This window comes from Acinetobacter sp. WU_MDCI_Abxb74 (assembly GCF_025513915.1).
Taxonomy (GTDB): Bacteria; Pseudomonadota; Gammaproteobacteria; order Pseudomonadales; family Moraxellaceae; genus Acinetobacter; species Acinetobacter calcoaceticus_C.
In genome coordinates, this window is record NZ_JAHPRP010000004.1 from 96152 (window position 1) to 109209 (window position 13058).

Genomic DNA, 13058 nt, shown 5'->3' on the forward strand with positions numbered 1-13058 from the left:
ATCAAAAGTTAACCAGTACGTTTATAGCTCTGTAAACCCGGTTTAATTGATTTTTCATCTAAAAATTGTTTCAAACCTTCTTGGCGACCATTTTCTGTATCACGATGGATACATTGATCTAACTTGGCATATAAGTAATCTTCGTTTTGGTCCCAAGTGAGTTCGCGGCAACGCTTAAAGCCATTTTTAGCGGTACGAAGCACTACAGGGTTTTTCTCAAGTAGGCAATTTGCAAGCTCAGTTACTTCTGCTTTTAGCTGTTCAAGTGGTACGCTTTTATTTACCAGTCCCATAGTTTCGGCTTCTTTACCACTAAAGGTTTTACCCGTCATGATGTAGTACAAAGCTGCACGGTGGCCCACAGTATCGGCCATTGCTTTACTTACAAGGTTACCAGGTGGGATACCCCAGTTAATTTCAGATAAACCGAAAGTTGCTTCATCTGCTGCAATCGCAAGATCACACGCCACTAATGGTGAGAAACCGCCTCCGAAACACCAGCCGTTAACCATTGCAATGGTTGGTTTTGAATACATACGAAGAAGTTGCCACTGCCAACGACATGAGTCACGGCGAATACGTTCTTGATAAATTTCAGGTTGAGTGTCGACTTCGCGGAAATATTCTTTCAAGTCCATGCCAGCTGTCCAAGAGTCACCCGCACCAGTTAGTACTAAAACACGTGCATCTTGATCAAGTTCTATGGCTTCAAGTACATCAATCATTTCACGATTGAGTGTAGGGCTCATGGCATTTTTCTTTTCTGGGCGGTTTAGTGTAACCCAGGCAATTCCATCTTCAACTTTAACATCTACGGTTTCCCAGCGATTTTCATAAGTCATCTTCATACTCCTTGAATGATTTTGTGATGTTCTGGGATTTAATTTAATATCAGTTAAACTTACATTCAAGTCTTTTTTCTAAAATTTAATAATTATTTTATAAATATATGTAATTTAAATAAAAATTAATTTAATAAACAATTTAACATAAAAATATGTTGATTTTTTAGTAAGTTTAACTGATATTTTTGGTGTGTTTAAACAACAATACACAAAGGGCTAAATGGAACGACTAGTCAATAAAGGACAACACAATGGAAAAGATATTAGGACAGTCTGCAAGGGCAAAGATTACGTTACTACTTTGTTTTGCAATCGCAATTTTTGAAGGTTTTGATCTTCAATCAATGGGGGTAGCCGCTCCACGAATGCGGGCTGAGTTTATGTTGGATAATGGCCAGATGGCATGGGCATTTAGTGCTGCAATTTTAGGAACACTACCGGGTGCCATATTAGGCGGCAGGTTTGCAGATATTATTGGGCGTAAGAAAATTCTGATTTTTAGTATTCTGCTTTTTGGAATTATGTCTTTGCTAACGGCTTATGCTGCCAACTTTAGTTTGTTATTGCTCATTCGTTTTTGTACTGGTTTGGGAATGGGCGGGGCACTTCCGATGATGATTACTCTTGCCTCTGAAGCTGTACCTGACCAGCACAAGGGCAAAGCGGTAAGTGTCATGTATAGCGGCATTCCTTTCGGTGGCTTGCTGACTTCTGTGGTTGCCATGTCGTTGGCAGGCGATGCAGAGTGGCGTCATATTTTCTATATTGGTGGTATTGCGCCTATTTTGTTAATTCCACTCATCATGCGCTTTTTACCTGAGTCAAATGATTACCTGCAACGTAAAGTTCAAGCGCAAAAAACCACACCATTCTTTGAAGTTCTATTTGCCAAAGAACGTCGTATGTCGACTATTCAGCTTTGGGTGAGTTTTTTCTGTACCTTAGTGGTGCTGTATTTCTTGTTGAACTGGTTACCGTTACTCATGGGTGCGCAAGGCTTATCGAAATTACAGGCAAACTATGTGCAGATGGGCTACAACGTTGGCGGAATTTTAGGTTCAATCTTAATGGGTGTATTGCTTGATAAAATACGCATGAGTTTTGTGATTAAGCTGATTTATCTAGGCATTTTATTCTCACTTTGTTGCTTGGCAATTTCTCCAACCGTTGCATTGCTGGCACTTTCGGCAGTCGGCTGTGGTTTATTCATTGTGGGTGGACAATCGGCATTGTACGGTTTAGCCGCAATGTATTATCCGACCGAAATGCGTGGAACCGGAGTGGGCGCGGCGGTTGCAATTGGGCGTATTGGTTCTTTTGCAGGACCGTTAATGGCTGGTTTTTTACTCTCACTTGGACAAAGCTCGACCATTGTGATTGGTTCAAGCATTCCTGTGATCTTAATTGCAGCGATCTCTGCATTACTTCTTGTCAAAAAACCTAAACAGCCTGTACATTTAGTACAAAGCTCAGGTGCTCGCTAAGTTTTAACGAAAGTATGGGGTGATTACCTCATACTTTCATTACAGATTTTCTTATGATGAATGAAAGGTTATGGTACGTTCAAATTTAGTTCAGAAAAAAATAGAAGATGAGCCTAAGTTAAGTTACATGATTGCTCGTGTTGACCGAATTATTAGTAAACATTTAACCGAACATTTAAAAGAGCTTGAAATTACCTTGCCGCAATTTACGGCACTTTCTGTTTTAGCTTCAAAAAGTAACGTATCTAATGCCAAGCTTGCTGAACGCTCTTTCATAAAGCCACAATCTGCCAATAAAATTTTGCAAGATTTACTGGTTAATGGCTGGATTGAAAAGAAACCTGACCCAACCCATGGCCGCCGTATTTTAATTACACTCACCGAAAGTGGTGTTGAAAAACTCAATAAATGCAATGAAGTTGTATCCAAAGTTGAAGAGAAAATGCTTGAAGGCATTGATATCAATTTGGCTTATTTAATTCGTAATAATCTCGATATTATGGTGAATAATCTTAAAGGCCTTTGATCGAATGGAGTTTGCAATCTAATCGTTTAAAGTCTATAGAAATGCTTAAGCACTGATTCACACAGAAAATTTATTTCATTTTGCAAATGAACTTGCTAGCATCGAAGTGACGTTTTTGGTGATGTGTGGCAGCAAATGTCTTCAGGACAACAAGTTTTACTTAAATTAAGAAAAATGATTATTTCAGGGGAACTTGAGGGTGGTGCCAGAATTGCCGAGATTCCCACTGCCGAGTTACTTGGAGTTTCGAGGCAGCCTGTTCGTATTGCATTTAGGTTGCTTGAACAAGAAGGTCTTCTCCTTAAAAACCCAACTCGTGGCTACACCGTCCGTGAAATTTCAGAACAACTGGTTCATGACGCACTCGAAGTTCGAGGCGTACTTGAAGGATTGGCTGCAAAGACTCTGGCAGAACAAGGCTTAAGTGAAGAGCAGAAAAAGACCCTTCAACATTGCATTCAAGAAACCGAAAAACTCTTTAATGAAAAAGACGAGTTTGGTGATGTTGAACTGGAACGTTATCACCATTTTAACGTCATTTTTCATGACACGATTATTGAGGGCGCGCAAAATGTTGCGCTCATACAAGCTTTAGCAAAAAACAATCAATTGCCGATGGCTTCAGCCCAAGCCATTACCTATGATGAGAAGCAAGCTTTGTCGGAATATCGCCGTTTGCACTATGCACATTTACAGCATTGTTCAATTTTTGATGCGTTGGTACATCGACAGGCAGGGCGAGCTGAAACCTTAATGCGTGAGCACAGTAGTGTTGTAATTTTAGGTGAAACCCTAAAAAGTGTTTTAAACGCTTAAATGGAATAAGTTCCTTTATTTTTGAATAAAGGAACTTAACTATTAAAGCTCAATCACAAGATTTTTGGTTTTTGCACGAGAACAGCAGGGCGTAAACTGATCGTTCAGCGCATGTTCATCTTCAGTCATAAACATATCGCGATGATCTGGTGTGCCTTCTACAACGCGGGTAATACACGTACCGCAAATACCTTGCTCACACGAAACAGGAATATCAAAGCCATTTGCAATTAATGCTTCAGTAGCAGTTTGTTCTGGCAATACTTCAATTCTGCGGCCCGTACCTTTAACTTCAATAGTAAATACTTCGTTGTTTGAAGTATCTGCTTTTTGAGCGACAAAGTGCTCTTGATGTAATTGCTCGCTATGCCAATTCGCTTGCTCGGCCGAGTTCATCACAAATTGCATGAAACCTGTAGGGCCACACACATAGAGGTGTTTTTCAGGTGAAGCTTGGCTTAAAACCTTTGCCATATTACATTCGGTGTCTGGCTGATCTTGAATATGAAAATGGACATGATCACCAAAGTGCTCAGTTAAATTGCCATAGAAGGCAATCATTTCATGGCTACGAACAAAGTAATGTAATTCAAAAGGGATATTGGCCGATTTAAGGCGATAGGCCATCGATAAAATGGGGGTAATGCCAATACCACCAGCAAATAAAACCGCCTGCTTTGTTTGAGAATGAATTTCAAATAAATTACGTGGTTCACCAATTTTTAAATAGTCGCCTTCACGATATTCAGTATGGATACAGCGTGACCCACCACGTGAATTGGCATCATGTAAAACACCAATCACATAACGATGTTTTTCACTACAACAGTTTGAAATTGAATATTGACGGGTTAGACCGTTTTTAAGATGCACATCAATATGGGCACCTGCTTCAAAACTCGGTAGCTCTGTACCATTTGTTGCAACTAATTCAAAGGCACGAATGGTCGGGGTGAGCTGGTGAATTTTATCAATAATAACGTCCATGTTCATGCTCCTTTAAATAATCCGAATGTTTGGAAACTTCTGTGCGGATGTTTCAGGAGGCGTTTTATTTTCTTCGGCAAGTAGTCGGTCAATCACCTTGCGTGACTGTACACCGCCTGCATCGATGTTAAGCATCAGTAACTTGCGATGTGGATTATTCAAAATGTTTTGCTGCTGTTGCTCCAGCATTTCTAAATCTTCAGTAAAGATTTTGCCTTGGCCTTCACGAATTTGATCGGTGAGTTCAGCATTGTTTGGCTGGAAGTTGCGTGCCATTCCCCAGAAATACCAATGTGAGGTTTCAGTTTCTGGCGTAATAAAGTCAACAACAATTGAAGAAACTTTTTTGTCATTTGGCGCGTTATAACCGCCGTGTCCAGCATGTGCTACACCGACTTCAATATGCACATTGCTTGGGGCAAAAAAATGACAACGTTGCCAACGGTCAACAGGTACATCATCTGCCAAATGATTGCCGCGCAGGGCCATTTGCCAAAATGGTGGTGCGATCACATTTTCCATGTAACGCTCGGTAATGACGTGGTCACCATCTACTTTCGTCACTGGCAATGATTCATCAATCTCTTTTTGACCAATACTGCTTGAGTGAACATAGGTCTCGTGGGTTAAATCCATAAGGTTATCGACCATGAGGCGATAGTCGCATTGAATATGGAACAGGCCTCCGCCATAGCTCCATTCAGGATGATCTGCCCATTCTAAAGTTGGGAGTTTTGATTCATCTGCTAATGTTTTTTCACCCGGCCATATCCAAATAAAACCGAACTTTTCAACAACTGCATAGGCCTTATTGCAAGGAAAACCATTTGTACGTTGGGCTGGCATTGAAACAGTTTTTCCATCACAGCCCATCACTAAACCATGATAACCACACACGAGGTTGCCATCTTCTACATAGCCAAGTGAAAGTGGGGCACCGCGATGGGGGCAAAAATCTTCAACGGCTGCAACTTGATTTTCTTTACCACGGTAAAAAACAATTTTTTCACCACAGATGGTGCGACCTAGCGGTTTGTCTTGGATTTCTTCTGGGCGGCAGGCTACATACCAAGCATTTTTAATAAACATTTGTGACGACTCCTTATCACTTATTGGATCCAATTTATAATAAATAAAAATATTGGTCAATTGGTAAGCAGTATATTTTTAAAAAATATTGTTCTTCATGGTTGTTGTTTTTGTATATTTTTAAATAGTTTTAAAGATTTTTTGATTATTTTGAATTTTAGGGATGTACTTTTTGTTGGTTTTTAATTGGATCCATAATAGCTTCATTTAAAACCATTATGGATGGTGAAGATTTAAAAGTTAAACGTGTAATGAAGCATCATGCGCTGTTCATCCAGACTTTTACCGTGTTTAGTGTCGTAGTTAATATTTAAGAAAAGAAATTTAAGATTTTTAACCCAGGCATTCAGGTCATATTGAATCAACACATCACTTTCTTGCTCAAAATCATTTTGATTCATGGTTTGAAATGAATCACCATAAATATATTTATAGGTAATTTTTAAACCTTTGATGTAGTCTTTAAAGTCATACGAAGCAACGAAATGATAAGACTTTTCATCTGCTTTGGTAAACGCGCCTAAGGTCCAGTTCACCATATGGGGGATGGGTATATTGTCGAGTTTTGGAATGCCATCTTTGCCAAAGTTTTCTTGGTAGCCAATTCCAGTTGTAAAGTTTCCATATTTGATAAAATGCATGGCGCCCACAGATGTATTGTCATATTCACCAAGTTTTGACTTGCCGACATCGTCGTGGCGAAACACCCGTAATTTTGTGGTGTGCTGTTTTGTCCATTGATAATCAAAAGCAAAGTAGCTTTGATTAATCAGGTCGGTTAAGTAACCATTATAAAATTTCCAATGGTACCTAGGTGTTTTGCCATCCCATTGGAAAAAGTAAAGCCCATCGGATTCATTTTTCGAGATTGCGAGTTTGTGGTAGTCCTCCTCATTTTTTGGAGAATAACGGTTAATCAAACCCAACTCGAAATTTTGTTGCGGTGTCTTATATTTTAATTCCAAGCCTTTGTAGTTCACTCGTAATTGATGTGTGTCGACTTGTGGGGTAAGTGGTGAGTCGGGAATAATTTCACCTATATTTATCCGAAAGTTTTGATATTCAACTCCAGCTCCTAAGCCATATTTAACGTAGTCCTGCGCTTGTTTTTTAGTAGTGGTGTCAAAGGGTATGACCGTATCATTGGTGTGTTGATCGGTACTTAAGCGATAGGCATATTGAATGCTGGGGTTGAGGTGTAGCTGAACAGCATTGAGCTTGGTTGACCAGTCGCCTCGATAGATCACGCCTTGACTCAAGCTATGGGTGTCGGGACTAGTGTCATTCTCATAATGTCTTTCAAAGTTAAATGTTTTTAATGTAAGTGTATTTTGAAAATTAAAATCTTCTGCACTGTGAGCTAAACAGCAGGCAAGCGCTGTCCCTGAGAATAAAATCCCATAAATAGAAATATGCTTCATTTTTAAATCCGTTTAAAAGCGTTTTACTGTTCTAAATCCGACATGGCTGGTTGCTAGGTCGAGTTCCTGTGGGTGCCTCGCGGCAGCACGATAACGTGCGCAATAATTGGTCGCGCACAAATAAGACCCACCTTTAATGGTGTATTGCAAAATCTGTTCGTGACTTTGCCGATATTTTGAGGGATCTCCCATATGGTGATCTCTTGGACCTGTGTAGGGTGTTTGTGTCCATTCCCATACATTGCCAATCAAGTCATATAAACCAAATGGGTTTTTACTAAAACACCCAACAGGGGCAACATCCTTAAAACCATCTTCCTGAATGTTTTTATAAGGAAATTCACCCTGCCAGAAGTTGGCTACAATATGGCCTTCATGGGCCGGACCAATATCGGAATTTTGCTGGAAACCTTTGGCTGCATATTCCCATTCAAGTTCGGTCGGTAAGTCATGACCCAGCCAGTTTGCATAAGCATAGGCATCATTCCATGTCACCATGCGAACAGGTTCGTGAAGTGCGGGTTGTTTAGGGTTATTTAAGCCCCATGGGTGTTTCCAGTTGGCACCTTTTTCAAATCGCCACCATTGTAATTCTTCAACTGGATGATCTGGTTGTACAAACATAGCTGCGCCGCCTTGCTTCTCTGCATCGGTGACATAGTCCGTTTGTTTAACAAACTCTTGAAATTGAGCATTGGTGACTTCAGTCGCATCAATTAAAAAAGCGGGAACTGAAGTTGCCTGTAAGTTTAATGGGCGTTCATCTTCATAACCTTGTGTGGTGCCTAAAACAATTTTTCCTTGCGGAAGCTTGACCATACCTGCTTCTTTATTTTTAGGCCAACCCAAAGGAAGGCCCGAATAAGAATTACATTTAGCTTTGCTGCCTAAGTTGGGCAAGGTGGTCTGTTCTAGTTGAGGCGTGGTTTTTTGGCATGCACAAAGTAAGAGGAACGATGAAAGCATCATGATCTGTTTCATCTGGTTTTTCCTACTTTTTGTTATATTGCTCAAAATCCACCACACCATTTTCATCGGCGTATCTTAAATATTTGTCATTTAAGACTTTGACGATCTCTGGATGTTCTGCGTAAACATTATGTTGTTCATTAAAATCTCTTTTTAAATTGTAGAGTTCCCAGCCGTGGCTTTTAAATTTAGAAGGTGAGTTTTCGACAAGTTTCCATTCGTCAGTTTGGGCGTAGCGGCTGCCATGCAACTCTTTAAAGTCATAATAATTAACAGGTCGAATGCGGGCATTATTGTTTTTAAAAGCAGGAATCAAGCTAAAACCAGACGGTTTAATTTTTGTGCTTGTAGCTGGATAAATTTGATTATTTTGAATGCCAGCTAATTCCATGGCAGTTGGGAATATATCTCTGACTGTCGCAAAGTTATTGTTAATTCCGCGATCTTTAGAAATTTGAACAGGGGATTTAACAATAAAAGGAACGCGCACTCCGCCTTCTGAAGCGGCTGACTTCCAGTGGGTAAATGGTGTACTGCTCACTTCGGCCCAACGTGGTCCCATATAAACATATGAGCTTGCGTTTCCTATATTTTCATAACGGTTGTCGGCATCACCCATTGGGAAGTTATGATCACCGCCTTCAGCGCCGTTATCTGACATAAATACAATCAAAGTATTGTCATATAAATGATTCTTTTTTAGATATTGAATGACATCGCCAATTCGATCATCTAACTGAGTGACCATGCCGGCGTAAACTTCCATTTTACGCGCTTCATATTTGCGCTCTTGTGGAGTTAGTTCATTCCAGCTTTTGGTGCCTAGAGCTTGGTTGCCACGTTCGGTTGGATATTCTGCATTTAAAGGAATTAGGCCTAGTTTTTTTTGTCTTTTAAAGCGTTGTTTGCGAATTGCGTCGTAGCCTTGATCGTATTTACCTTTGTATAAGTCTCTATAGTGAGCAGGTGCCTGAATTGGCCAGTGTGGAGCGGTGTAGGCTAAATAAGCAAAAAATGGCTTTTGCGCTTTATTTTTATCTAAGTACTCAAACGCTTTTTGTGTGAAGAAATCTGTTGAGTAGTAGTTGTCAGGCAATGTGACCTTTTGACCGTTTTCAGTATATTGTGTATTGCGTGGATAATTTTTAGGTTGGTCTTTGAAATGTAAATCGAAGCCATCGAGCAGAGCAAAAGATTGGTCAAAACCACGAGCCTTAGGGTTTTGTTCGGGAGCATAGCCTAAGTGCCATTTACCGACCATGAAGGTGTAATAATCTTTTGTTTTTAAAATCTCGGCAAGTGTATAAGCATTTTGTGTTAAATGACCTGAATAGCCATCAATTTTGAGTAGTGCACGCGGGCTATCGGCTCCCACCAATGTTTCTTGTCGTTTTGAAGTTTCATACATGGCACCGAAACCGACCAAGTGGTTGTCTGCACCTGTCATAAGCTGTGCACGAGTAGGTGAACACATTGATGAGGCATGAAAATTAAAAAGCATTTTCCCTTGTTTTAACAGGCTATCAATATGAGGTGTTTTAATTTCACCGCCATACGCACCAATATCTGAAAATCCAAGATCATCGGCCAAAATAATCATGATGTTAGGCGGCTGCTGATTTTTTAGAGGGGCTGCTTGCGCTGTGTAAAACAATTGACTGGCAAAAAAAAGTCCCAGTGTAAGTTGGCCTACTCTTTTGAGTTTCATAACAACAATCCTTTTGTGTGTTTATGCATCATGCAATTAATTAAAACTTCTTAAATGAAATAATGTCAGTTAAGCTTATAAAAAAGTCAATAAAATAAAAATAATCTATTTTTAAATAATTGTTTTTGTAGTTAAAATAATTTATTTGAATAATTTTTTATAAGTTTAACTGTTATTTTGTTGGGGGTGGAAGTTAAATCTTTTCATTAAGTTGAATCCTTATTGGTAAATGGTTGATTTTGGCTAAAAAACACTCTGAGTTGATCATAATAGATTTTTTATTATGGATCCATAAAAATCTTAACTCATCTTAATTTTAGGTTTTTAATAATTTAATAGTGAGATAATTTATGTATTTATATAATTTTTAATAATAGGTTTTAAATTTTTGTTGATTTTTTGGATCCAAATATTCAGTATAGAAAAAGAGCAGGATGCTCAAAAAACAAATATTCCTCTAGGTCATTATGGATACGGATGTGCATAACCACTCAATCGCTCATATCAGCAGTGTCGTGTGTATGTCTTATCCACATTGGGAGATACACAAATGGAAAGAGACGTGCTGAGTGAGATCAATCAAAACAATATGAGCCGTTACCAATGGTTCGTCATTTTGATTTGTATCTGTCTCAATATTATTGATGGCTTTGATGTAATGGTGATGGCATTTACCGCTCCATCCGTGTCGGCAGAATGGGCACTTTCAGGCTCACAAATTGGCTTGCTACTTAGTTCAGGACTTTTCGGGATGGCTGCTGGTTCAATCTTTCTAGCACCTTTAGCCGATAAAGTTGGTCGCCGTTTACTCATCTTAGTTTGTCTTGTGATTGCTGGCCTTAGCATGTTGGCCTGTGCTTTTGTACAAAGCCACGGCATGTTAGCAGCACTTCGGTTTATTACAGGAATTGGGGTAGGTGGGATTCTTGCCAGCAGTAATGTTTTAGCAAGTGAATATGCCAATGCTCGCTGGCGCAGTCTTGCTGTTAGCTTAATGTCTACAGGTTATGGAATTGGCGCGACACTCGGCGGAGTATTATCACTGGCGTTGATTGAACATTTAGGCTGGCGGTCAATCTTTTTAGCGGGTGGAATCACCACCATTGCAATGTTGCTAATCAGCGCATGGTTATTGCCTGAATCTTTAGATTACTTACTCGCGAAACGACCAAAACAGGCTCTAGAACGAATTAATACAACTGTAAATCGTATGGGGCTTAACGAGTTACCAGTTCTGCCGCGCTATGAAAAAAATACGACACAAAATGGCAGTGAACTCAGTAAGTTATTTGCAGGGCAGCTGGGGTTGCAAACACTTTGTCTTTGGTTTGCGTTCTTTTTAGTGATGTTTGGTTTTTACTTCGTGATGAGCTGGACGCCAAAAATTCTTATTTCAATGGGAATGTCGCCTGAACAAGGGGTAAGTACTGGTATTTTAATTAGTATTGGCGGTATTTTTGGTGCAGCGATTATTGGTTTACTTGCCTCTCGCATGAAAATTTTCTATGCCTTAAGCCTATTTTTAGGGCTAACCTCTGCTTGTGTTTTTCTATTTGTCGCAGTCTCGTCCCAAGTGAGTGTTGCACTCATGGTGGGGTTATTACTTGGCACACTCATTAATGGCTGTGTAGCAGGTTTATATTCTATTTCACCAACAATTTATGATGCCGAAATCCGTAGTCGCGGCGTAGGTTATGCGATTGGTTTTGGTCGGATTGGGGCAATTTTATCGCCAACGGTGGCAGGGATTTTTCTGGATAAAGGCATCGCACCCGCAACGCTGTATGCCTATTACGGTGTGGTCTTTATTTTGGCTATTTTCCTGATTTTAAGTCTGGGTAGCGCTTTTTACCGAAGTAAAAAAGAGCAAAACTACTCTCTTAAAACAGCGCCGTAATCCATTAAAAATTAAATAGTTGAGATAAAAAATGAAAAAGACACCATTATGGGTGGGGGTATGCTTGTGCCCATTATTTAGTCAAATTGTGTATGCCGAGTTTATTTCAGACAGTAAAGCTGAGCTGACACTGCGTAATTTTTACTTTGACCGAGACTATAAAAAAGACCCATATCCCTATACCGCTGCCAGAGATTGGGCGCAGGGTTTAATTTTTAAAGGACAGTCTGGTTATACCGAGGGTACGGTTGGTTTCGGTGTTGATGTACTGGCAATGGCAGGCTTTAACCTGATGGGAAGTCGGGCCGATGACTATGCTCGGAGTGGCTTATTACAAGTCAATACCGATAACTCGCGTGACGATTATTATGGAAAAATCGGCATTACAGGTAAGGCCAAATTTAGAAAAAATGAGCTTTTTGTGGGGGATTTAGTTCCACAATTACCGACCATATTTTCATCGCCAGCACGTTTGTTCCCACAGACTTATCGCGGTATCCGCTTTGTTTCAAATGAAATCCCAAATCTTCAATTAGAGGGATTTTATGTTGACGAAGTGCGTCAACGCGATTCAATCCGCTTTACAGATGTTGGAACAGACAACATTAACCATCGTTTTGATAAGGCAGCAACGACTGATTCTTTTTACACGCTGGGAGGAAGTTATCAGTTAAAGGACTATCGTCTCCGTGCTTATCATGCCGAACTAAAAGACATTTACCAGCAACAATTTTTGGGTTTTAACGGAAAACAGCCTTTAAATGATCGGCTTAATTTTTTAAGTGACGTGCGTTTTTTTAATAGTGAAGAAACTGGAAGTAAAAAAATAGGAGAGGTCGATAACCGACATATGAGTGGCTTATTTGGTTTGAATTATAAAAACCATACGGTTTCTTTGGGCTATATGCAGTCGTTTGGCTCGACTGGTCTGCCATTTTTGTCGGGAACTGAAAGTCCAGTCGTGCTTGATTTTATGAGTTCTGACTACTCAAATAAAGACGAAAAAGTCTATTCGATTCGTTATGAATATGACTTTAAAAATGTGCAGTTAGGTGATGTTTCATTAAATGGGCTGCGCTTTATGACCCGCTATGCAAAAGGCGAAGATATTGATTTGCTGCAATATGGTGATCAGCGTTTCAAAGAAGAGTCGATGGAGTTTGATTTTGGCTATAAAATTCCTGAAGGAAAGTTAAAAGGCCTAGGCATGCGAGCCCGTTTTTCTCACTATCGCAACGATATGCCAAGCAATATGACATTTCACTCGGCAAATGAAACACGGTTGAATGTTGATTACACCTTTAAATTTTAATGCT

The 13058-nt window shown here is 39.7% G+C and carries 11 protein-coding genes; 5 read left to right on the forward strand and 6 right to left on the reverse strand.

The annotated features are described in order from the left end of the window. Positions 1 to 8 precede the first annotated feature (8 nt). Positions 9 to 848, reverse strand: coding sequence for a p-hydroxycinnamoyl CoA hydratase/lyase (locus KTH84_RS09335; RefSeq protein ID WP_171061955.1), 840 nt, complete (start codon positions 846 to 848; stop codon positions 9 to 11). Positions 849 to 1096: 248 nt separating this feature from the next. Between KTH84_RS09335 and mhpT the strand changes: the two genes are divergently transcribed. From mhpT to KTH84_RS09350, 3 genes are all read left to right on the forward strand, one after another. Then, entirely contained in the window at positions 1097 to 2329 is a 1233-nt protein-coding gene (gene mhpT / locus KTH84_RS09340) for a 3-(3-hydroxy-phenyl)propionate transporter MhpT (RefSeq protein WP_009387729.1), read from the forward strand. Between the two features lie 70 nt (positions 2330 to 2399). Beyond that, complete coding sequence (locus tag KTH84_RS09345) at positions 2400 to 2855, forward strand: MarR family winged helix-turn-helix transcriptional regulator (protein WP_009387743.1); 456 nt, start codon at positions 2400 to 2402, stop codon at positions 2853 to 2855. A gap of 123 nt (positions 2856 to 2978) precedes the next feature. Further along, the gene (locus tag KTH84_RS09350) at positions 2979 to 3671 is read left to right on the forward strand and encodes a GntR family transcriptional regulator (RefSeq protein WP_128814486.1); all 693 of its coding nucleotides are present in this window, start codon (positions 2979 to 2981) and stop codon (positions 3669 to 3671) included. A gap of 42 nt (positions 3672 to 3713) precedes the next feature. On the opposite strand, the gene KTH84_RS09355 is transcribed toward KTH84_RS09350, so the two are convergent. The 5 genes from KTH84_RS09355 to KTH84_RS09375 form a co-directional block, all read right to left on the reverse strand. After that, on the reverse strand, positions 3714 to 4658 hold the full coding sequence (locus KTH84_RS09355; RefSeq protein WP_262472945.1) for a PDR/VanB family oxidoreductase: 945 nt from the start codon (positions 4656 to 4658) through the stop codon (positions 3714 to 3716). A gap of 12 nt (positions 4659 to 4670) precedes the next feature. Further along, entirely contained in the window at positions 4671 to 5747 is a 1077-nt protein-coding gene (locus KTH84_RS09360; protein WP_262472946.1) for an aromatic ring-hydroxylating oxygenase subunit alpha, read from the reverse strand. A 233-nt stretch (positions 5748 to 5980) separates the two neighbouring features. Then, entirely contained in the window at positions 5981 to 7168 is a 1188-nt protein-coding gene (locus KTH84_RS09365; protein ID WP_262472947.1) for an OprD family porin, read from the reverse strand. A 12-nt stretch (positions 7169 to 7180) separates the two neighbouring features. Beyond that, the gene (locus KTH84_RS09370) at positions 7181 to 8134 is read right to left on the reverse strand and encodes a formylglycine-generating enzyme family protein (RefSeq protein ID WP_262473025.1); all 954 of its coding nucleotides are present in this window, start codon (positions 8132 to 8134) and stop codon (positions 7181 to 7183) included. A 25-nt stretch (positions 8135 to 8159) separates the two neighbouring features. Continuing rightward, positions 8160 to 9845: an arylsulfatase gene (locus KTH84_RS09375; protein WP_262472948.1), complete on the reverse strand. Its 1686-nt coding sequence runs from the start codon at positions 9843 to 9845 to the stop codon at positions 8160 to 8162. A 550-nt stretch (positions 9846 to 10395) separates the two neighbouring features. On the opposite strand from KTH84_RS09375, the gene KTH84_RS09380 reads away from it, so the two are divergent. Further along, positions 10396 to 11742: an MFS transporter gene (locus KTH84_RS09380; RefSeq protein ID WP_262472949.1), complete on the forward strand. Its 1347-nt coding sequence runs from the start codon at positions 10396 to 10398 to the stop codon at positions 11740 to 11742. A 31-nt stretch (positions 11743 to 11773) separates the two neighbouring features. Continuing rightward, positions 11774 to 13054 (forward strand): OprD family porin, encoded by a 1281-nt coding sequence (locus KTH84_RS09385; protein WP_262472950.1) that lies wholly within the window; start codon positions 11774 to 11776, stop codon positions 13052 to 13054. Positions 13055 to 13058: the final 4 nt, after the last annotated feature.